24 protein-coding genes are annotated in these 19,376 nt (G+C 62.7%); 1 reads left to right on the forward strand and 23 read right to left on the reverse strand.

Annotated features, from left to right (window positions below; translation table 11 throughout):
• Positions 1 to 2 precede the first annotated feature (2 nt).
• From rplR to rpsJ, 17 genes are all read right to left on the reverse strand, one after another.
• Complete coding sequence (rplR, locus tag AC3ANP_RS01205; protein WP_488331562.1) at positions 3 to 386, reverse strand: 50S ribosomal protein L18; 384 nt, start codon at positions 384 to 386, stop codon at positions 3 to 5.
• A 2-nt stretch (positions 387 to 388) separates the two neighbouring features.
• The gene (gene rplF, locus AC3ANP_RS01210) at positions 389 to 925 is read right to left on the reverse strand and encodes a 50S ribosomal protein L6 (RefSeq protein ID WP_011692797.1); all 537 of its coding nucleotides are present in this window, start codon (positions 923 to 925) and stop codon (positions 389 to 391) included.
• An 18-nt stretch (positions 926 to 943) separates the two neighbouring features.
• Positions 944 to 1,342 (reverse strand): 30S ribosomal protein S8, encoded by a 399-nt coding sequence (gene rpsH / locus AC3ANP_RS01215; RefSeq protein WP_024366123.1) that lies wholly within the window; start codon positions 1,340 to 1,342, stop codon positions 944 to 946.
• A gap of 80 nt (positions 1,343 to 1,422) precedes the next feature.
• Positions 1,423 to 2,004 (reverse strand): 50S ribosomal protein L5, encoded by a 582-nt coding sequence (gene rplE / locus AC3ANP_RS01220; protein WP_091563108.1) that lies wholly within the window; start codon positions 2,002 to 2,004, stop codon positions 1,423 to 1,425.
• Positions 2,004 to 2,363, reverse strand: a complete 360-nt coding sequence (gene rplX, locus AC3ANP_RS01225) for a 50S ribosomal protein L24 (RefSeq protein WP_024366125.1) — start codon at positions 2,361 to 2,363, stop codon at positions 2,004 to 2,006. The genes rplE and rplX overlap by 1 nt, the downstream gene beginning before the upstream one ends.
• Before the next feature lie 3 nt (positions 2,364 to 2,366).
• Complete coding sequence (rplN, locus tag AC3ANP_RS01230) at positions 2,367 to 2,735, reverse strand: 50S ribosomal protein L14 (protein ID WP_003803789.1); 369 nt, start codon at positions 2,733 to 2,735, stop codon at positions 2,367 to 2,369.
• 357 nt (positions 2,736 to 3,092) lie between these two features.
• Complete coding sequence (gene rpsQ / locus AC3ANP_RS01235; RefSeq protein WP_011692801.1) at positions 3,093 to 3,401, reverse strand: 30S ribosomal protein S17; 309 nt, start codon at positions 3,399 to 3,401, stop codon at positions 3,093 to 3,095.
• Positions 3,398 to 3,727, reverse strand: coding sequence for a 50S ribosomal protein L29 (gene rpmC, locus AC3ANP_RS01240; RefSeq protein WP_056737810.1), 330 nt, complete (start codon positions 3,725 to 3,727; stop codon positions 3,398 to 3,400). Before rpmC ends, rpsQ begins: the two co-directional genes overlap by 4 nt.
• Before the next feature lie 2 nt (positions 3,728 to 3,729).
• The gene (gene rplP, locus AC3ANP_RS01245) at positions 3,730 to 4,146 is read right to left on the reverse strand and encodes a 50S ribosomal protein L16 (protein WP_354233920.1); all 417 of its coding nucleotides are present in this window, start codon (positions 4,144 to 4,146) and stop codon (positions 3,730 to 3,732) included.
• Positions 4,147 to 4,977: a 30S ribosomal protein S3 gene (rpsC, locus tag AC3ANP_RS01250; protein ID WP_488331563.1), complete on the reverse strand. Its 831-nt coding sequence runs from the start codon at positions 4,975 to 4,977 to the stop codon at positions 4,147 to 4,149. It abuts the gene before it with no gap.
• Positions 4,978 to 5,343: a 50S ribosomal protein L22 gene (gene rplV, locus AC3ANP_RS01255; RefSeq protein ID WP_003803798.1), complete on the reverse strand. Its 366-nt coding sequence runs from the start codon at positions 5,341 to 5,343 to the stop codon at positions 4,978 to 4,980.
• 38 nt (positions 5,344 to 5,381) lie between these two features.
• Positions 5,382 to 5,663 carry a 30S ribosomal protein S19 gene (gene rpsS, locus AC3ANP_RS01260; RefSeq protein WP_011692805.1) on the reverse strand — a complete coding sequence of 94 codons (282 nt, stop codon included), beginning with the start codon at positions 5,661 to 5,663 and terminating at the stop codon, positions 5,382 to 5,384.
• Between the two features lie 12 nt (positions 5,664 to 5,675).
• Positions 5,676 to 6,515: a 50S ribosomal protein L2 gene (gene rplB, locus AC3ANP_RS01265; protein WP_488331564.1), complete on the reverse strand. Its 840-nt coding sequence runs from the start codon at positions 6,513 to 6,515 to the stop codon at positions 5,676 to 5,678.
• Between the two features lie 29 nt (positions 6,516 to 6,544).
• Positions 6,545 to 6,850, reverse strand: coding sequence for a 50S ribosomal protein L23 (gene rplW / locus AC3ANP_RS01270; protein WP_488331565.1), 306 nt, complete (start codon positions 6,848 to 6,850; stop codon positions 6,545 to 6,547).
• Entirely contained in the window at positions 6,847 to 7,467 is a 621-nt protein-coding gene (gene rplD / locus AC3ANP_RS01275) for a 50S ribosomal protein L4 (protein WP_138768569.1), read from the reverse strand. The genes rplW and rplD overlap by 4 nt, the downstream gene beginning before the upstream one ends.
• Before the next feature lie 4 nt (positions 7,468 to 7,471).
• Positions 7,472 to 8,122 (reverse strand): 50S ribosomal protein L3, encoded by a 651-nt coding sequence (gene rplC / locus AC3ANP_RS01280; protein WP_003803812.1) that lies wholly within the window; start codon positions 8,120 to 8,122, stop codon positions 7,472 to 7,474.
• Positions 8,123 to 8,139: 17 nt separating this feature from the next.
• Positions 8,140 to 8,448, reverse strand: coding sequence for a 30S ribosomal protein S10 (gene rpsJ, locus AC3ANP_RS01285; protein ID WP_003803825.1), 309 nt, complete (start codon positions 8,446 to 8,448; stop codon positions 8,140 to 8,142).
• A gap of 410 nt (positions 8,449 to 8,858) precedes the next feature.
• Here rpsJ and AC3ANP_RS01290 point away from each other — a divergent pair, with 410 nt between their 5' ends.
• Positions 8,859 to 10,286: a GH1 family beta-glucosidase gene (locus AC3ANP_RS01290; RefSeq protein ID WP_488331566.1), complete on the forward strand. Its 1,428-nt coding sequence runs from the start codon at positions 8,859 to 8,861 to the stop codon at positions 10,284 to 10,286.
• Positions 10,287 to 10,305: 19 nt separating this feature from the next.
• Here AC3ANP_RS01290 and AC3ANP_RS01295 read toward each other — a convergent pair whose 3' ends face one another.
• The 6 genes from AC3ANP_RS01295 to AC3ANP_RS01320 all read right to left on the reverse strand — a co-directional run bounded on the left by AC3ANP_RS01295 (position 10,306) and on the right by AC3ANP_RS01320 (position 19,371).
• On the reverse strand, positions 10,306 to 10,431 hold the full coding sequence (locus AC3ANP_RS01295; protein ID WP_488331567.1) for a hypothetical protein: 126 nt from the start codon (positions 10,429 to 10,431) through the stop codon (positions 10,306 to 10,308).
• Positions 10,432 to 10,572: 141 nt separating this feature from the next.
• Positions 10,573 to 11,763 (reverse strand): elongation factor Tu, encoded by a 1,191-nt coding sequence (gene tuf / locus AC3ANP_RS01300; protein ID WP_488331568.1) that lies wholly within the window; start codon positions 11,761 to 11,763, stop codon positions 10,573 to 10,575.
• A gap of 236 nt (positions 11,764 to 11,999) precedes the next feature.
• Positions 12,000 to 14,114, reverse strand: coding sequence for an elongation factor G (gene fusA / locus AC3ANP_RS01305; RefSeq protein WP_488331569.1), 2,115 nt, complete (start codon positions 14,112 to 14,114; stop codon positions 12,000 to 12,002).
• Between the two features lie 69 nt (positions 14,115 to 14,183).
• Positions 14,184 to 14,654 carry a 30S ribosomal protein S7 gene (rpsG, locus tag AC3ANP_RS01310; protein ID WP_124091059.1) on the reverse strand — a complete coding sequence of 157 codons (471 nt, stop codon included), beginning with the start codon at positions 14,652 to 14,654 and terminating at the stop codon, positions 14,184 to 14,186.
• A gap of 1 nt (position 14,655) precedes the next feature.
• A complete protein-coding gene (gene rpsL / locus AC3ANP_RS01315; protein ID WP_488331570.1) occupies positions 14,656 to 15,030 on the reverse strand; it encodes a 30S ribosomal protein S12 in 375 nt (124 codons plus the stop codon).
• A 441-nt stretch (positions 15,031 to 15,471) separates the two neighbouring features.
• Positions 15,472 to 19,371: a DNA-directed RNA polymerase subunit beta' gene (locus AC3ANP_RS01320; RefSeq protein ID WP_488331571.1), complete on the reverse strand. Its 3,900-nt coding sequence runs from the start codon at positions 19,369 to 19,371 to the stop codon at positions 15,472 to 15,474.
• Positions 19,372 to 19,376 lie beyond the last annotated feature (5 nt).

Here is a 19,376-nt window from a genome sequence, read left to right on the forward strand (position 1 = left end):
GGTCACAGTGCAAGCCCACCTTCACGTGCGCCGTCGGCGACGGCGGCGATCCGGCCGTGGTACTTGTTACCACCGCGGTCGAAGACAACAGCTTCGATGCCGGCAGCCTTGGCACGCTCGGCGACGAGCTCGCCAACGCGTTTGGCCTTGGCGGTCTTGTCACCCTCGAATGCACGAAGGTCGGCTTCCAGGGTGGACGCGCTCGCCACGGTCAGGCCCTTGGTGTCATCGACAACCTGGACGAATACGTGGCGGGCCGAACGGTTGACGACCAGACGCGGGCGTACAGCCGTACCGGAAATGCGCTTGCGGATACGAAGCTGGCGGCGGCTGCGCTGGGCAGACTTGCTCTTGTTCGAACGCTTCTTGTTAATTGCGATGGCCATGGTTACTTACCAGCCTTTCCGACCTTGCGGCGGATGACTTCGCCGGCGTAGCGGATGCCCTTGCCCTTATAGGGGTCCGGCTTCCGCAGCTTGCGAATGTTGGCAGCAACCTCGCCGACCTGCTGCTTGGAAATACCTGAAACAGAGAGCTTGGTCGGGGTCTCAACTGCAAAGGTGATGCCGTTCGGAGCCGAGACGTTGACCGGGTGGCTGTAGCCCAGAGCGAACTCCAGGTCAGAACCCTTGGCCTGGACGCGGTAACCGGTACCGACAATCTCAAGCTTCTTCTCGTAGCCTGCGGTAACGCCCTGGATCATGTTGGCGATCAGGGTGCGGGTCAGGCCATGCAGCGAACGGGAGGCGCGCTCGTCGTTCGGGCGGGCGACAGTCAGGGTGCCATCTTCCAGGGAGACCTCGATCGGGCTGGCCACAGTGTGGCTCAGCTCGCCTTTGGAACCCTTGACGCTGACGACAGAGCCGTCAACCTTGACCTCAACGCCGGCAGGAACGGTGATGGGGAGACGTCCAATACGTGACATTATTCTCTTCCTTTCCCGTTACCAGACGTAAGCGAGGACTTCGCCGCCCACGCCCTTCTTGCCGGCCTGCTTGTCAGTCAGGAGGCCGGAAGAGGTGGACAGGATTGCGACACCCAGGCCACCGAGCACGTGCGGCAGGTTGGTGGACTTCGCGTAAACGCGGAGACCCGGCTTGGAAATACGACGAACGCCAGCGATGGAACGCTCGCGGTTCGGACCGAACTTGAGCTCGAGGGTCAGCTTCTTGCCGACCTCCGCGTCTTCTTCCTTCCAGGAGGCGATGTAGCCTTCTGCCTTCAGGATGTCAGCAACGCGTGCCTTGAGCTTGCTGTAAGGCATAGACACGGATTCGTGGTATGCCGAGTTTGCATTGCGCAGACGCGTGAGCATATCTGCGACAGGATCTGTCATGGTCATGGTGGGCTCTTGCCCTTCCTCATAACGGTTTCCGCCGCCGTGGTTCAATACCCGGCGGCCGGACCTTTTACGTAGCTAGATTAATCTTCGGTCTTGAACGGGAAGCCAAGCGCCTTGAGCAGCGCACGGCCTTCGTCGTCGGTCTTGGCAGTGGTCACGACGGTGATGTCCATGCCGCGGACGCGGTCGATGGAATCCTGGTCGATCTCGTGGAACATAACCTGCTCGGTCAGACCGAAGGTGTAGTTGCCGTTGCCGTCGAACTGCTTGCCGCTGAGGCCCCGGAAGTCGCGGATACGCGGCAGAGCCAGCGTGACCAGACGGTCCAGGAATTCCCACATGCGGTCGCCACGCAGGGTTGCGTGGGCACCGATCGGCATGCCTTCGCGCAGCTTGAACTGTGCGATCGACTTGCGGGCCTTGGTTACCTGCGGCTTCTGGCCGGTGATCAGGGTCAGATCGCGGACAGCGCCGTCGATCAGCTTGGAGTCCTTAGCGGCATCTCCAACACCCATGTTCACAACGACCTTCACCAGGCGGGGAACCTGGTTGACGTTCTGGTACTTGAATTCCTCAGTCAGCGAGTTCTTGATGGAATCGGCGTACTTGGTCTTCAGACGAGGAACGATCTTGCTTGCCGGAGTCTCGAGAGTCTCAGTCATTAGATGTCCTTCCCTGAGCTCTTGGCCACGCGGACGCGCACTTCACGCTTCACGCCATCGCGCTCAACGGTCTCGGTGCGGAAACCGACGCGGGTGGGCTTCTTGGTGGAGGGGTCAACCAGGGCCACGTTGGAGATGTGGATCGAAGCCTCGACGACCTCGATGCCACCGGTCTTGGTGCCGCGCTGCGACTGACCGACCTTGGTGTGCTTGGTTACGCGGTTAATGCCTTCGACCAACACGCGGTTGGTTTCGGGGAAGACGCGCAGAACCTTGCCCTGCTTGCCCTTGTCGCCGCCGCGCTCAGCCTTGGCGCCAGTGATGACCTGAACGAGGTCACCCTTTTTGATCTTAGCCATGGACTAGAGCACCTCCGGAGCCAGAGAAACGATCTTCATGAACTTCTTGTCACGAAGTTCGCGACCAACCGGTCCGAAGATACGGGTACCGCGGGGGTCCCCGTCGTTCTTCAGGATGACGGCTGCGTTCTCGTCAAACTTGATGTAGGAACCATCCGCACGGCGGCGTTCCTTCTTGGTACGGACGATGACCGCCTTAACGACGTCGCCCTTCTTTACGTTGCCGCCCGGAATTGCGTCCTTGACGGTAGCGACGATCACGTCGCCAATGCCTGCGTAGCGACGGCCAGAGCCACCGAGAACGCGAATGGTAAGGATTTCCTTAGCACCCGTGTTGTCGGCAACCTTGAGTCGCGACTCCTGCTGAATCACTATTTACTCCTTGCGTCGCGCCGGTTCTCAGACCGAAAATCTTCCTACGGAATGAGCCTTGCGGAACGGTTGATCGGGGTGTCTCTTGACCTGCCTGGATTTTGCCAGACCAGGCCTAAACGCCCGTGCCAACAACAGTTGCATCCCGGCCGCGCGAGGCGCGAGGGGGCACTATGCCGTGGCACGATTGTTTACGAGGTTGACGATGACGCACGAACGGCGCCATACAAACTCAAAATCTTAGCACGATTCCGCCGGATCCCCATATCACACCCTTCCGGGGAAACGAGGAAACCCCCGCTCCCAGGAGGGAACGGGGGTTTCGGCACAACCGCCGCCGACGCGGAGTTGCTGGTGTTACTTGGCCTTCTCGAGGATCTCCACCAGACGCCACCGCTTGGTAGCGGACAGCGGGCGGGTCTCCGCGAGGAGAACGAGGTCGCCGATGCCGGCGGTGTTCTCTTCGTCGTGAGCCTTGATTTTCGTGTTGCGGCGGATGACCTTGCCGTAGAGGGCGTGCTTCACGCGGTCTTCGACCTGGACAACAATGGTCTTTTCCATCTTGTCCGAGACGACGTAGCCGCGCTTCGTCTTACGGTAACCGCGCTCGTCAGCCTTGGCTGCGCCGGAAACAGTTTCCGTCACGTTCTCGTCCTTTTCACTCACTTGGCATCCTCCTCGGTTTCAACCGTTTCAGCCTTGTCAGCCTTCTTGGTTGCAGCCTTCTTGGACTTCTTTTCTTCCTTGGCTTCCACAACCGGTGCGGCAACCTCGGCACGAATGCCCAGCTCGCGCTCACGGAGAACGGTGTAGATGCGTGCGATGTCCTTCTTGACCGCGCGCAGACGACCGTGGTTCTCCAGCTGGCCGGTGGCGGACTGGAAACGCAGGTTGAACAGCTCTTCCTTGGACTTGCGGAGTTCTTCAACGAGACGCTCGTTGTCGAAACCGTCCAGCTGTGCGGGTGCGAGATCCTTCGACCCTACTGCCATTTCTACTCACCACCTTCGCGACGCACAATGCGTGCCTTCAACGGCAGCTTGTGGATTGCCAGGCGCAGGGCCTCGCGAGCTACCTCTTCACTGACACCGGAGAGTTCGAAGAGAACCCGGCCCGGCTTGACGTTTGAGATCCACCATTCCGGAGAACCCTTACCGGAACCCATGCGGGTTTCGGCCGGCTTCTTCGTCAGCGGGCGGTCCGGGTAGATGTTGATCCAGACCTTTCCGCCACGCTTGATGTGGCGGGTCATCGCGATACGGGCAGATTCGATCTGACGGTTGGTGACGTAGGCCGGGCTCAGAGCCTGGATACCCCACTCACCGAACGAGACCTCGGTGCCGCCCGTGGCAGCGCCGGAACGACCCGGGTGGTGCTGCTTACGGTGCTTGACTCGACGTGGGATAAGCATTTAAGCCTGTCCTCCTTCTACTGCAGCACGTGCAGCCTCAACTGCCGGAGCTTCGGCGGCCGGAGCTGCCTCCGCTGCCGGACGGTCGTTACGACGACGACGGTCACCACGGTCGGCGCCACCCGGGCGTCCCGGACGATCGCCGGCGCGGCCGCGGGACGGAGCAGCAGCTGCCTGCTGGGCCAGTTCCTTGGCGGTGACGTCACCCTTGTAGATCCAGACCTTCACGCCGATGCGGCCGAAGGTGGTCTTGGCCTCGTAGAAGCCGTAGTCGATGTTCGCGCGCAGGGTGTGCAGGGGCACACGGCCTTCGCGGTAGAACTCCGAGCGGGACATTTCTGCGCCGCCCAGTCGACCGGAGCAAGCGATCCGGATGCCCTTGGCACCGGCGCGCTGCGCGGACTGCATGGCCTTCTTCATCGCACGGCGGAAGGCCACGCGGGAAGTCAGCTGCTCGGCAACACCCTGGGCAACAAGCTGGGCTTCCTGCTCGGGGTTCTTGACCTCGAGGATGTTCAGCTGGACCTGCTTGCCGGTGAGCTTTTCGAGCTCGCCGCGGATACGGTCTGCCTCGGCGCCGCGGCGGCCGATCACGATGCCCGGACGTGCCGTGTGGATATCCACGCGGACGCGGTCGCGGGTGCGCTCGATCTCAACCTTGGCGATGCCGGCGCGCTCCATGCCCGTGGACATGAGCTGGCGGATGCGGATGTCTTCGCGAACGAAGTCCTTGTACCGCTGGCCGGCCTTGGTGCTGTCGGCAAACCAGTGCGATACGTGATCGGTGGTGATGCCGAGTCGGAACCCGTGCGGGTTAACTTTCTGTCCCACTTAGCGAGCCTCCTCTTTCTCCGGGGTAGCGACTACCACGGTGATGTGGCTCGTGCGCTTCTTGATCTGAAATGCACGACCCTGGGCGCGCGGCTGGAACCGCTTCATGGTCGGGCCTTCATCAACAAACGCTTCGCTGATGATGAGGTCACCTTCGTCAAACGCCACGCCGTCGCGGTCCGCGAGGACCCGGGCGTTGGAGATTGCCGACTGAACTACCTTGAATACCGGCTCAGAAGCTGCCTGCGGGGCAAACTTCAGAATTGCCAGAGCCTCGTTCGCTTGCTTACCACGAACAAGGTTGACGACGCGCCGGGCCTTCATAGGCGTTACGCGGATGTGACGCGCAATTGCCTTGGCTTCCATTGCTTTCCTTCTCTCGTCTTTGACGTAGGTGCAGGCGCCTAGCGGCGCTTGCCCTTACGGTCGTCCTTGACATGGCCGCGGAAAGTCCGCGTGGGAGCGAATTCGCCGAGCTTGTGCCCGACCATCGACTCGGTGACAAACACCGGAATGTGCTTGCGTCCGTCGTGCACGGCGATCGTGTGCCCGAGCATGTCGGGGATGATCATCGAACGGCGAGACCAGGTCTTAATGACGTTCTTGGTGCCCTTTTCGTTTTCCCTGTCCACCTTCACAAAGAGGTGCTGGTCAACGAAAGGACCTTTTTTCAGGCTGCGTGGCATGTGTCCAGGCTCCTATCGCTTGTTCTTGCCAGTACGACGGCGACGAACAATAAGCTTGTCGCTCTCTTTGTTGGGACGGCGGGTGCGGCCTTCGCGCTTGCCGTTGGGGTTGACGGGGTGACGTCCACCGGACGTCTTACCCTCGCCACCACCGTGCGGGTGGTCGACCGGGTTCATGGCGACACCACGGACGGTCGGGCGGACGCCCTTCCAGCGCATACGGCCGGCCTTGCCCCAGTTGATGTTCGACTGCTCGGCGTTGCCGACCTCGCCGACGGTTGCGCGGCAGCGCACGTCAACGTTGCGGATTTCGCCGGAAGGCAGACGCAGCTGGGCGAATCGGCCTTCCTTTGCGACGAGCTGGATCGATGCGCCGGCGGAGCGGCCCATCTTGGCGCCGCCACCCGGGCGCAGTTCGACTGCGTGGATTACGGTACCGACCGGGATGTTGCGCAGCGGAAGGTTGTTGCCGGGCTTGATGTCAGCCTCGGCACCCGCTTCCACGGTGTCACCCTGGACCAGCTTGTTCGGCGCGATGATGTAACGCTTGGTGCCATCAACGTAGTGCAGGAGCGCGATGCGAGCCGTGCGGTTCGGATCGTACTCGATTTCGGCAACGCGGGCGTTGACGCCGTCTTTGTCGTGGCGACGGAAGTCGATCAGACGGTACTGGCGCTTGTGGCCACCACCCTTGTGACGGGTCGTGATCTTACCGGTGTTGTTACGGCCACCCTTTTTCGGGAGGGGACGTACCAACGACTTTTCCGGCGTCGACCGCGTGATCTCGGTGAAGTCCGCTACGCTCGAGCCGCGACGGCCCGGGGTAGTCGGCTTGTATTTACGGATTCCCATGATTTATTTCCTCGTTAAAGTGGTCTCCGCTACGAGAGCGGACCGCCGAAGATGTCGATAGTGCCTTCTTTGAGGCTCACAATGGCACGCTTGGTGCTCTTGCGGGTGCCCCATCCGAATTTGGTCCGCTTGCGCTTACCGGCACGGTTGATGGTGTTGATCGATTCGACCTTGACGGAGAAAATCTTCTCCACGGCCAGCTTGATCTCGGTCTTGTTGGCGCGGGGGTCCACCAGGAAGGTGTACTTGCCCTCGTCGATCAGGCCGTAGCTCTTTTCCGAGACGACGGGTGCAAGCACGACGTCGCGCGGGTCTTTGATGGTGGCTGCACTCACTTGGCATCCTCCTCGTTCTTTGCAGCCTTGTCAGCAACGAATGCTTCGTAGGCAGCCTTGGTGAAGACTACGTCGTCGGAAACGAGCACGTCGTACGTGTTCAGCTGGTCTGCGTACAGAACGTGAACATCCTGGAGGTTGCGCACGGAGAGTGCAGCAACATCGTTCGCGCGGTCGATGACAACGAGCAGGTTCTTGCGCTCGGAGACGCCACGCAGCGTAGCCAGTGCTTCGCGGGAGGACGGCTTGGTGCCGGCAACCAGTTCAGCAACGACGTGGATGCGGCCGTTACGGGCGCGGTCGGAGAGTGCGCCGCGCAGGGCAGCAGCAATCATCTTCTTGGGGGTCCGCTGGCTGTAGTCACGCGGCGTCGGGCCGTGGACGATGCCACCACCGGTCATGTGAGGAGCACGGATGGAACCCTGACGGGCGCGGCCGGTGCCCTTCTGCTTGAACGGCTTGCGACCGGCACCGGAAACCTCGGCGCGGGTCTTGGTCTTGTGGGTACCCTGGCGTGCAGCAGCGAGCTGTGCAACGACGACCTGGTGCAGCAGCGGCACGTTGGTCTGTACGTCGAAGATCTCTGCAGGCAGGTCAACCTTGACAGTGCTAGTCATTGAACTAGGCTCCCTTCACGGCGGTGCGTACGAGTACGACCTGGCCGCGGGCGCCGGGGACGGCACCCTTGATCAGGAGCAGCGACTTCTCGACGTCAACCGCGTGGACCGTGAGGTTCAGCGTGGTGTGACGAACGGCGCCCATGCGGCCGGCCATTTTCATGCCCTTGAAGACGCGGCTCGGGGTGGATGCGCCACCGATTGAACCGGGCTTACGGTGGTTCTTGTGGGCACCGTGGGAGGCTCCAACGCCGTGGAAGCCGTGACGCTTCATAACACCGGCGAAGCCCTTACCCTTGGTGGTGCCAACGACGTCGATCTTCTGGCCGGCTTCGAAGAGCTCTACGGAGAGCTCCTGGCCCAGCTCGTAAGAGTCAGCATCTGCAGTGCGCAGTTCTACGACGTGGCGGCGAGGCGTGACGCCTGCCTTTTCAAAGTGACCAGCCAGCGGCTTGGTGACCTTGCGGGGGTCGATCTGGCCGTAGCCGATCTGAACGGCGACGTAGCCATCAGTCTCTGCGTTGCGCAGCTGAGTGATGACGTTTGAGTCAGCCTGGACCACAGTGACGGGGATGAGCTTGTTGTTCTCGTCCCAGACCTGGGTCATGCCGAGCTTCGTGCCCAGCAGGCCCTTTACGTTACGGGTTGCGGTCATAGTCTCTCAGCACCTCCCTACAGCTTGATTTCGATGTTCACGTCGGCCGGCAGGTCGAGACGCATGAGCGAATCAACAGCCTTGGGCGTGGGATCGATGATGTCGATAAGACGCTTGTGCGTGCGCATTTCAAAGTGCTCGCGGCTGTCCTTGTACTTGTGCGGAGAGCGGATTACGCAGTAAACGTTCTTCTCCGTCGGCAGCGGCACGGGGCCAACTACAGTTGCGCCTGCGCGCGTGACCGTCTCAACGATCTTCCGTGCTGAAACGTCAATGACCTCGTGGTCGTATGACTTCAGCCGGATGCGGATTTTTTGTCCCGCCATGTCGCCTGACTCTCTTTCAGTCTGTGCTTCCCCTGGTTAGGGCTGCCCTGTTCACTTACCTGTTGTGCGGCTGCCGAAGCATTTGAAGTCGTAACTACCACCCGCCGCACAAGCTGAATCCGAAGTGATCCGGGTTCCTCAACCTGCCGGCGCAAACCGACCCCCGCGGTCGGGCGTGTCGCGCTTTCCGCGCGTACTCGTCCGCAATTCCTTGGGATGTGGGTTATGTTTGGGCTCTTACTTGGACCCTGACACCCGGCATTATCCGGATCGGGACACGAAAGAGCGCTTGAACAACTCATCTAGTATGCCGGAATTAATCGGCAGAAGCGAATCAGCCCCTCCCGCCGGCCGCGAGGGGGCCCGCGCGGGTCATTGCCTTGCGCAATGGCCGATACGAAGATAGGGGAATGACCCTGCAGGACGTTCCGGCAGTCCGAACCCTTGCGGCGATGCTGCGCCCCGGCTTCCTGCTGGGCGTCGCGTCCGCCGCCTTCCAGATTGAAGGCGCCCTTACGGCCGGCGGCCGCGGACCATCGGGTTGGGATGCCTTTGCCGAAAGGCCGGGGAGCATCCTCGACGGCCACTCCCCCGCCATTGCCTGCGACCACTACCACCGGTTTGACGACGACGTCAGGCTGATGCAGGACCTTGGCATCGACTCCTACCGTTTCTCGATTTCCTGGCCGCGGATCCAGCCCGATGGCACCGGCGCGTTCAACCCTGAAGGGCTCGACTTTTACGACCGGCTGATCGACCGGCTCCTCGAGGCAGGGATCGCCCCGATGGCGACCCTCTATCACTGGGACACTCCGCTGCCGCTTGAACAGCAGGGCGGCTGGATGAACCGGGCGACGGCGGAACGGTTCGCCGCCTACAGCGCCGCGGCCGGTGCCCGCTTCGGCGACCGGGTGGCCCAGTGGGTCACGCTGAACGAACCGGCTTCGGTAACTCTCAACGGCTATGCCCTGGGGGTGCACGCGCCGGGAAAGGACCTGCTCTTCGATGCCCTGCCCTCGGTCCACCACCAGCTCCTCGCCCACGGCCTCGCGGTCCAGGCGCTCCGGGCGGCGGGGGTGACGGGCGGGGTGGGAGTCACGAACCTGCACTCCCCGGTGCGGCCGGCCACCGGCTCGCTGACCGACCGCCTGCTGGCCAGGGTGTTCGACCTTGCCCTGAACCGTATCTACGCTGATCCGATCCTGCTGGGCCGGTATCCCCGGCCACCGCTGCTGGCACGGCCCTGGTTCCGGGCGATGGGAAAAATCGCCGAGGCGGACCTGCAAACCATCCACCAGCCGCTGGATTTCTACGGTGTCAACTACTACTACCCCGTGAAGGTGGCCACCGGGCGCGGGCCCGCCGACAGCCCGGTGGGCTCTGCCGACGCCATGGTCCGGCTGCCCTTTCATCTGGCGGCCTTCCCGGAATATGAGACCACGGGCTTCGGCTGGCCGGTCGCCCCCGGCCACCTGGGTCCGCTGCTCCGCGAACTGAAGGACCGCTACGGCGCTGCCCTGCCGCCGCTGTACATCACCGAGAGCGGCGCCAGTTTCCCGGAACCGGACCACGTGAGCGGCCCGATTCCGGATACGGGCAGAATCAGCTATCTCGCCCACCACCTCGGCCAGGCGCTGGCGGCCACCGCCCCCGGCGGCATCGCGGACGACGTCGAGCTGCTGGGCTACTACGTCTGGACCCTGATGGACAACTTCGAATGGGCGGCCGGCTACTCCCAGCGGTTCGGCCTGGTCCACGTCGACTTCGAAACCCAGGAGCGGACCCCGAAGCAATCCTTCTACTGGTACCAGGCGCTCAGCCGGGCCAGACGGTCCTGACCCGGGCCGGCGGCTGGCACTACTGGTTCTTGTTCGCCCGGTTGATCCGCCTGGCACGCTCTATTTCATGCCGGAAATGCTTTTTCGCCCATCCGCCGGCCGCTACCACGGCGACGATGAGCAGGAGGATGATGATCCACTCCATGCCGGACTCCTTTCTGTTCCTGCCACGGTAGCAGGGAGTTAAAAGGAACAGCCCCGCTGCTGTGCAGCGGGGCTGTTCCTCACCTCTCGGGGGCCGGCGTGCGGCCGACGATCGGCGGTTCAAGCAGGGATCAGCAAGTGGTTACTTGATGATCTTGGTAACGCGTCCCGAACCAACGGTGCGGCCGCCTTCGCGGATAGCGAAGCCGAGGCCCTCTTCCATGGCGATCGGCTGGATCAGCGCGACGGTCATTTCGGTGTTGTCACCGGGCATGACCATTTCCGTGCCTTCCGGCAGGGTGATAACGCCGGTCACGTCCGTGGTGCGGAAGTAGAACTGCGGGCGGTAGTTGGAGTAGAACGGGTTGTGACGTCCGCCTTCGTCCTTGGAGAGGATGTAGACGTTGGCCTCGAAGTCGGTGTGCGGGGTGATGGAACCCGGCTTGACGACAACCTGGCCACGCTCGACATCGTCGCGCTTCAGACCGCGGAGCAGCAGGCCACAGTTCTCGCCGGCCCATGCTTCGTCGAGCTGCTTGTGGAACATCTCGATACCGGTAACCGTGGTCTTCTGGACCGGGCGGATGCCGACGATCTCGACCTCGGAGTTGATGGCGAGGGTTCCACGCTCGGCGCGGCCGGTAACAACGGTGCCGCGGCCGGTGATCGTGAAGACGTCTTCGATCGGCATCAGGAAGGGCTTGTCACGGTCGCGTACCGGGTCCGGAACGGACTCGTCGACGGCTTCCATGAGGTCCTCGACGGACTTGACCCATTCCGGGTCGCCTTCCAGGGCCTTCAGGCCGGAAACGCGAACCACCGGGGCGTTGTCGCCGTCGAAGCCCTGCGAGCTGAGCAGCTCACGAACTTCCATTTCGACCAGGTCGAGGAGTTCCTCGTCGTCAACCATGTCAGCCTTGTTCAGCGCGACCAGCAGGTAGGGAACGCCAACCTGGCGGGCGAGCAGAACGTGCTCACGGGTCTGGGCCATCGGGCCGTCGGTTGCAGCAACCACGAGGATCGCGCCGTCCATCTGGGCAGCACCGGTGATCATGTTCTTGATGTAGTCAGCGTGACCGGGGGCGTCTACGTGGGCGTAGTGGCGCTTCTCGGTCTGGTACTCAACGTGGGAGATGTTGATGGTAATGCCGCGCTGACGCTCTTCGGGAGCAGAGTCAATCGACGCGAAGTCACGCTTCTCGTTGAGAGCAGGGTACTTGTCGTACAGCACCTTGGAAATGGCGGCCGTCAGCGTCGTCTTACCGTGGTCAACGTGACCAATGGTACCGATGTTAACGTGCGGCTTAGTCCGCTCGAACTTTGCCTTTGCCACAGGTTCCTCCTAGAACGTTTTCAAATGACTTGCCCTTCGCCCGCGCTTGTCGCGGCCGAAACTTCAGCAAGTCTACTTGGGGGGCTTTGGATTGGTGAAATTGCAGATTCAGGAACTAATACTAGTGCCTAGCGCCTGTTCGTGTTGGCGGCCGGAGTCCGGCCGCCAACACCAGGTGAATCCCCTTTGGAGGAAACGCACCCGAGTTTTTGTCGCTGCTGCGGCAGTCCTGGGGACTACTCGCCGCGGCTCTTCTGGATGATCTCGTCGGCGACTGCCTTCGGGACCTCCGCGTAGCTGTTGAAGGTCATGGAGTACACAGCGCGACCCTGGGTCTTGGAACGCAGGTCACCGATGTAGCCGAACATGCCGGACAGCGGAACGTGCGCGCGGATGACCTTGACGCCCTGGGCGTCCTCCATGGACTGCATCTGGCCACGGCGGGAGTTGATGTCACCGATAACTTCACCCATGTATTCCTCAGGGGTGCGGACCTCGACATCCATCAGCGGTTCGAGCAGGACAGGGTTCGCCTTGCGTGCGGCTTCCTTGAAAGCCATACGGCCGGCGATCTTGAACGCCATTTCCGAGGAGTCAACATCGTGGTACGCGCCATCGATCAGCGTGGCCTTGATGCCGACAACCGGGTAACCGGCCAGGACGCCGTCGTTCAGCGCATCCTGGATACCAGCGTCGACCGACGGGATGTACTCGCGCGGAACGCGGCCACCGGTGACCTTGTTCTCGAACGCGTACATCTCACCTTCGGAAGTGTCCAAAGGTTCGATCGCGATCTGGATCTTGGCGAACTGGCCCGAACCACCGGTCTGCTTCTTGTGCGTGTAGTCATGACGCTCCACAGCACGCTTGATGGTTTCGCGGTAGGCGACCTGGGGCTTGCCCACGTTCGCTTCGACCTTGAACTCGCGGCGCATGCGGTCCACCAGGATATCCAGGTGGAGCTCGCCCATGCCGGCGATGATGGTCTGGCCGGTGTCTTCGTTGAGGGAAACCTGGAAGGTCGGGTCCTCAGCGGAGAGCTTCTGGATGGCGGTGGAGAGCTTCTCCTGGTCACCCTTGGTGTTCGGCTCGATCGCGACCGAGATCACGGGCTCCGGGAAGCTCATGGACTCGAGGACAATCTGGTTCGCCGAATCGCACAGGGTGTCACCGGTCGTCGTGTCCTTCAGGCCGATCGCTGCATAGATGTGGCCCGCGGTAGCGCCGTCGACCGGCATTTCCTTGTTGGCGTGCATCTGGAACAGCTTGCCGATGCGCTCCTTCTTGCCCTTGGTGGAGTTGACCACCTGGGCGCCTGCTTCCACGTGACCGGAGTACACGCGGATGAAGGTGAGCTGGCCGAAGAACGGGTGTGCCGCAATCTTGAAGGCCAGGGCGGAGAACGGCTCGTCAGCCGAAGGCTTACGGGTCAGTTCCTTCTCTTCGTCGCGCGGGTCGTGACCGACCATCGGCGGGACGTCGAGCGGGTTCGGCAGGTAGTCCACGACCGCGTCGAGCATCGGCTGCACGCCGCGGTTCTTGAACGCCGAGCCGCAGAACACCGGGTAGAGCTCGGAGTTGATCGTCATCTTGCGGATGCCGGCCTTGAGCTCGTCGACCGAGATCTCTTCGCCCTCGAGGTACTTCTCCATCAGCTCTTCGGAGGACTCGGCCACGGTCTCAACCAGGTTGGCGCGGTACTCTTCGGCCTTTTCCTTGAGGTCAGCCGGGATCTCCTGGATCACGTACTTGGCGCCCATGGTGACGTCACCCTTGGAGTCGCCGGGCCAGACCAGCGACCGCATGTACAGCAGGTCGACAACGCCAATGAAGTCGTTCTCGGCGCCGATCGGCAGCTGCATGACGAGCGGCTTGGCACCGAGACGGCTGACGATGGTGTCGACGGTGAAGTAGAAGTCGGCCCCGAGCTTGTCCATCTTGTTGACGAAGCAGATGCGCGGCACGTTGTACTTGTCGGCCTGGCGCCAGACAGTCTCCGACTGCGGCTCCACGCCTTCCTTGCCGTCGAACACGGCGACGGCACCGTCGAGGACGCGCAGGGAGCGCTCAACCTCAACCGTGAAGTCCACGTGGCCGGGGGTGTCAATGATGTTGATCTGGTTGTTTTCCCAGAAGCAGGTCACGGCGGCAGACGTGATGGTGATGCCGCGTTCCTTTTCCTGTTCCATCCAGTCGGTGGTCGACGCGCCGTCGTGCGTTTCGCCGATCTTGTGGTTCACACCCGTGTAGAACAGGATGCGCTCGGTAGTAGTGGTCTTGCCGGCATCAATGTGGGCCATGATGCCGATATTGCGGACCTTGCTAAGGTCGGTAAGCACGTCCTGTGCCACGGGGTCTCCCTTTCGGATGGACTGCACGATCGCCGCCGGCTCGGTGGAGCCGGCGGCGTCCGGGAAGTATTACCAGCGGTAGTGTGCGAAGGCCTTGTTGGACTCGGCCATCTTGTGGGTGTCTTCGCGGCGCTTCACAGCGGCGCCAAGACCGTTCGAAGCATCCAGGATTTCGTTCCGGAGACGCTCGGTCATGGTCTTCTCGCGGCGGGCCTTGGAGTAGCCGACGAGCCAGCGCAGGGCCAGCGCCGTGGCGCGGCCCGGCTTGACCTCGACCGGAACCTGGTAGGTGGCGCCGCCGACGCGGCGGGACTTGACCTCAAGGCTGGGCTTGATGTTGTCCATGGCCTTCTTGAGGGCGGCAACGGGATCGCCGCCGGACTTTTCCTGAGCACCGGCAAGGGCACCGTAAACGATGCGCTCTGCGGTGGACTTCTTGCCGTCGACGAGGACCTTGTTGATCAGCTGCGTGACCAGCGGGGAGCCGTAGACGGGATCAATGACTAGCGGCCGCTTGGGGGCCGGACCCTTGCGAGGCATATTACTTCTTCTCCATCTTTGCGCCGTAGCGGCTGCGTGCCTGCTTACGGTTCTTCACACCCTGGGTATCGAGGGCGCCACGGACGATCTTGTAACGGACACCGGGAAGGTCCTTCACACGGCCGCCACGGACGAGCACAATGGAGTGCTCCTGCAGGTTGTGGCCAACACCGGGGATGTAAGCGGTGACTTCAACGCCACCGTTCAGGCGTACACGTGCAACCTTACGCAGAGCCGAGTTCGGCTTCTTCGGGGTGGTCGTGTAGACGCGGGTGCAGACACCGCGGCGCATGGGGCTGCCGTTAAGCGCGGGGGCCTTGGTGTTCTTCACCTTCGGCGTGCGGCCCTTGCGGACCAGCTGGTTAATCGTAGGCACTCTCGTGTTCTCCGTTTTATCCGGAACGGCCGTTGGCGGCCGCTCTCTTGTCGCTGCGCCCCGCCGCTCGAGCTTTGAAGTGTTCTCCAGAGCAGCTGAGGCGAAGCCTTAATAGTCGGACCGCACGCAGGAGCTCCGGACTTCTATCCCGAACTGCCCCTAGGCATGCGAAAATGTGGCATACGTTGCACAAGAACCCTGCAAACCGGAAACGTCGTCCTGATCCAGCCCGTCAGCTCTGTGCTGACCAACTGCGACCGGCGCCCTCATCCACTGCCACAATAACAATTACTCACAAGTCTACCACGCCGGCTCCCCCGCCCTTAATCGGCGCGGAACCCGGCCTCCCGTCGTCGCCCCTTAAACAGCAACGCGGGGTCACTTTGAGCCCAATCCAAGATGCGGATTGGGCCGTAAGTGACCCCGCGTTGCTGTTAGCGGTTAGCGGAAGTCGCTGCCCAGGTCGTAGTCATCCAGCGGGATGGCGTGGAACTCAGGAGCTCCGTCGCCGCCCAGGGAATCGTAGGAGAAGTCGCTGAACGCGCTCGGGCCGGTGAACAGGTTGGCCTTTGCTTCTTCAGTCGGTTCCACCGTGACCTCGGTGTAGCGCGGGAGACCCGTGCCGGCCGGGATGAGCTTACCGATGATGACGTTCTCCTTGAGGCCCAGCAGCGGGTCGCTCTTGCCTTCCATGGCCGCCTGCGTCAGGACGCGGGTGGTTTCCTGGAAGGAAGCAGCGGACAGCCAGGACTCGGTCGCCAGCGAGGCCTTGGTGATGCCCATGAGCTCGGGACGGCCGGAGGCCGGCGTCTTACCCTCGGACACCACGCGGCGGTTGGCATCTTCGAACCGGCTGCGCTCGGCGAGCTCGCCGGGCAGCAGATCCGATTCGCCGGACTCGATGACCGTGACGCGGCGCAGCATCTGGCGGACGATAACCTCGACGTGCTTGTCGTGGATACCGATGCCCTGGCTGCGGTACACGCCCTGGACTTCGTCCACCAGGAACTTCTGCGCAGCACGGGGGCCCATGATGCGCAGCACCTGCTTGGGGTCGACCGGACCGTTGATGAGCTTCTGGCCGACGCTGACGTGGTCGCCGTCTTCGATCAGGAGACGTGAACGGCGCAGCACCGGGTAGGCGATCTCTTCGGACCCGTCATCCGGGGTGATGACCAGGCGCATCTGGCGCTCGGACTCTTCGATGGTGATGCGTCCGGCTGCTTCCGCAATCGGCGCGACACCCTTCGGAGTACGGGCTTCGAAAAGCTCCTGGATACGGGGCAGACCCTGGGTGATGTCGTCGCCACCGCCGGCGGAGACAGCACCACCGGTGTGGAACGTACGCATGGTCAGCTGGGTGCCCGGCTCACCGATGGACTGTGCGGCGATGATGCCGACAGCCTCGCCGATGTCCACGGTCTTGCCGGTGGCCAGCGAACGGCCGTAGCACAGGGCGCAGGTACCGACGCTGGACTCACAGGTGAGTACCGAACGGACCTTGACCTCGGTGATGCCGGCTGCGAACAGTTCGGCAATGACCACGTCGCCGCAGTCGGTGCCGGCCGCTGCCAGGACCTTGCCCTTGGCGTCGACGACGTCGACGGCGAGGGTCCGGGCGTAGGCGCTGTTCTCGACGTTCTCGTCAAGAACCAGCTCGCCGTTGGAGTCGGCAACCGCGATCGGGGTGACGAGGCCGCGCTCGGTGCCGCAGTCCTCTTCCCGGACGATAACGTCCTGCGAAACGTCCACCAGGCGCCGGGTCAGGTAACCCGAGTTGGCGGTACGCAGGGCGGTGTCGGCCAGACCCTTGCGGGCACCGTGCGTGGCGATGAAGTATTCCAGCACCGACAGGCCCTCGCGGTAGGAGGACTTGATCGGGCGCGGGATGATTTCACCCTTCGGGTTGGCCACCAGGCCACGGATACCCGCGATCTGACGGACCTGCATCCAGTTACCACGGGCACCGGAGGACACCATGCGGTTGATGGTGTTCATCGGGGACAGGTTGTCGCGCATCGCCTGGGCGATTTCGTTGGTTGCCTTGTTCCAGATCTCGATGAGTTCCTGGCGGCGCTCGTCGTCGTCGATCAGGCCCTTGTCGTACTGGCCCTGGATCTTCGCTGCCATGGTCTCGTAACCGGCGAGGATCTCAGGCTTGTTCGCCGGGACCTCGATGTCGGAGATGGCCACCGTGACGCCCGAGCGGGTCGCCCAGTAGAAACCGGCGTCCTTCAGGTTGTCCAGGGTTGCCGCCGTGACGACCTTCGGGTAGCGCTCCGCGAGGTCGTTGACGATCCGGGACAGTTCGCCCTTGTCGGCAACGGCTTCGACCCACGGGTAGTCCGCGGGCAGCGTCTGGTTGAAGACAACCTGGCCCAGGGAGGTCTCGACCAGTGCGGTCTGACCCGGCTCCCAGCCCTCGGGAGCTTCCCAGCCGGCGTAAGGCACGAAGTCCTCAAGCCGGATCTTGACCTTGGAGTTCAGGTGCAGCTCACGCAGGTCGTAGGCCATGATGGCTTCCGCAACCGAGGAGAAGATCCGGCCTTCGCCAGCTGAACCGACACGCTTGGTGGTCAGGTGGTAAAGACCGATGATCATGTCCTGCGAAGGCAGCGTCACCGGGCGGCCGTCGGACGGCTTCAGGATGTTGTTCGAGGACAGCATCAGGATCCGGGCTTCGGCCTGGGCTTCGGGGCTCAGCGGCAGGTGCACTGCCATCTGGTCACCGTCGAAGTCGGCGTTGAAGGCGCCGCAAACCAGCGGGTGCAGCTGGATGGCCTTGCCTTCGACCAGCTGCGGCTCGAACGCCTGGATGCCGAGACGGTGCAGGGTAGGTGCACGGTTCAGCAGCACCGGGTGCTCGGTGATGATCTCTTCGAGCACGTCCCAGACCTGCGGGCGGTAGCGCTCAACCATCCGCTTGGCCGACTTGATGTTCTGGGCGTGGTTGAGGTCAACCAGGCGCTTCATCACGAACGGCTTGAAGAGTTCCAGGGCCATCTGCTTGGGCAGGCCGCACTGGTGCAGCTTCAGCTGCGGGCCGACGACGATCACGGAACGGCCGGAGTAGTCAACGCGCTTACCCAGCAGGTTCTGGCGGAAACGACCCTGCTTGCCCTTGAGCATGTCGCTCAGGGACTTCAGCGGGCGGTTGCCCGGTCCGGTGACCGGACGGCCGCGGCGGCCGTTGTCGAACAGGCTGTCAACGGCTTCCTGAAGCATGCGCTTCTCGTTGTTGACGATGATCTCCGGCGCGCCGAGGTCCAGCAGGCGCTTGAGGCGGTTGTTCCGGTTGATCACGCGGCGGTAGAGGTCGTTCAGGTCGGAAGTCGCGAAGCGGCCGCCGTCCAGCTGGACCATCGGGCGCAGTTCCGGCGGGATGACCGGGACGGCGTCCAGCACCATGCCGAGCGGGCTGTTGTTGGTGGTCAGGAACGCGTTGACCACCTTCAGCCGCTTCAGGGCGCGGGTCTTGCGCTGGCCCTTGCCGTTGGCGATGATGTCGCGCAGCAGGTCGGACTCGGCCTGCATGTCGAAGGTTTCCAGGCGCTTCTTGATCGCTTCGGCGCCCATGGAGCCCTCGAAGTACATGCCGTACCGGTCGCGCAGCTCGCGGTAGAGGCCCTCGTCACCTTCGAGGTCGGCGACCTTGAGGTTCTTGAAGCGGTCCCAGACCTGCTCAAGGCGCTCGATTTCGGCGTCTGCACGCTTGCGGACGTTCGCCATCTGGCGATCGGCGGAGTCGCGGGCCTTCTTCTTGTCCGCAGCCTTGGCACCCTCGCCTTCGAGACGGGCAAGCTCGTTCTCGAGGTCGCGGGCGATCGTGGCGATGTCCGAGTCCCGGTTGTCGATCAGCTGCTTCTTCTCGACGTCGTGCTCAACCTGGAGGTTGGGCAGTTCTTCGTGACGGGCGTCAGCGTCAACGCTGGTGATCATGTAGGCGGCGAAGTAGATGACCTTCTCAAGGTCCTTCGGCGCCAGGTCGAGGAGGTAGCCCAGACGGGAGGGCACACCCTTGAAGTACCAGATGTGCGTGACCGGGGCGGCCAGCTCGATGTGGCCCATGCGCTCACGGCGCACCTTTGCACGGGTGACCTCAACGCCGCACCGCTCGCAGATGATGCCCTTGAAGCGCACGCGCTTGTACTTGCCGCAGTAGCATTCCCAGTCGCGGGACGGGCCGAAGATCTTCTCGCAGAAGAGGCCGTCCTTCTCGGGCTTGAGCGTGCGGTAGTTGATGGTTTCCGGCTTCTTAACCTCGCCGTAAGACCAGCCACGGATGTCTTCCGCGGTGGCGAGGCCGATCTGCATGAGGCCGAAGGAGGATTCGCTGGACATATGGT

The sequence above is a fragment of the Arthrobacter sp. JB02-1C genome (assembly GCF_057748045.1).

What these genes read in the sequence shown, in the direction of transcription:
- rpsS (WP_011692805.1), bottom strand. Translation starts at nt 5,663, where the DNA reads ATGCCACGCAGCCTGAAAAAAGGTCCTTTCGTTGACCAGCACCTCTTT.
- rplR (WP_488331562.1), bottom strand. Translation starts at nt 386, where the DNA reads ATGGCCATCGCAATTAACAAGAAGCGTTCGAACAAGAGCAAGTCTGCC.
- rpsJ (WP_003803825.1), bottom strand. Translation starts at nt 8,448, where the DNA reads ATGGCGGGACAAAAAATCCGCATCCGGCTGAAGTCATACGACCACGAG.
- AC3ANP_RS01320 (WP_488331571.1), bottom strand. Translation starts at nt 19,371, where the DNA reads ATGTCCAGCGAATCCTCCTTCGGCCTCATGCAGATCGGCCTCGCCACC.
- rplV (WP_003803798.1), bottom strand. Translation starts at nt 5,343, where the DNA reads ATGGAAGCCAAGGCAATTGCGCGTCACATCCGCGTAACGCCTATGAAG.
- rplF (WP_011692797.1), bottom strand. Translation starts at nt 925, where the DNA reads ATGTCACGTATTGGACGTCTCCCCATCACCGTTCCTGCCGGCGTTGAG.
- AC3ANP_RS01295 (WP_488331567.1), bottom strand. Translation starts at nt 10,431, where the DNA reads ATGGAGTGGATCATCATCCTCCTGCTCATCGTCGCCGTGGTAGCGGCC.
- AC3ANP_RS01290 (WP_488331566.1), top strand. Translation starts at nt 8,859, where the DNA reads ATGACCCTGCAGGACGTTCCGGCAGTCCGAACCCTTGCGGCGATGCTG.
- rplC (WP_003803812.1), bottom strand. Translation starts at nt 8,122, where the DNA reads ATGACCGCAACCCGTAACGTAAAGGGCCTGCTGGGCACGAAGCTCGGC.
- rpsH (WP_024366123.1), bottom strand. Translation starts at nt 1,342, where the DNA reads ATGACCATGACAGATCCTGTCGCAGATATGCTCACGCGTCTGCGCAAT.
- rpsG (WP_124091059.1), bottom strand. Translation starts at nt 14,654, where the DNA reads ATGCCTCGCAAGGGTCCGGCCCCCAAGCGGCCGCTAGTCATTGATCCC.
- rpmC (WP_056737810.1), bottom strand. Translation starts at nt 3,727, where the DNA reads ATGGCAGTAGGGTCGAAGGATCTCGCACCCGCACAGCTGGACGGTTTC.
- rplP (WP_354233920.1), bottom strand. Translation starts at nt 4,146, where the DNA reads ATGCTTATCCCACGTCGAGTCAAGCACCGTAAGCAGCACCACCCGGGT.
- rplX (WP_024366125.1), bottom strand. Translation starts at nt 2,363, where the DNA reads ATGGCTAAGATCAAAAAGGGTGACCTCGTTCAGGTCATCACTGGCGCC.
- rplB (WP_488331564.1), bottom strand. Translation starts at nt 6,515, where the DNA reads ATGGGAATCCGTAAATACAAGCCGACTACCCCGGGCCGTCGCGGCTCG.
- rplD (WP_138768569.1), bottom strand. Translation starts at nt 7,467, where the DNA reads ATGACTAGCACTGTCAAGGTTGACCTGCCTGCAGAGATCTTCGACGTA.
- rplE (WP_091563108.1), bottom strand. Translation starts at nt 2,004, where the DNA reads ATGACTGAGACTCTCGAGACTCCGGCAAGCAAGATCGTTCCTCGTCTG.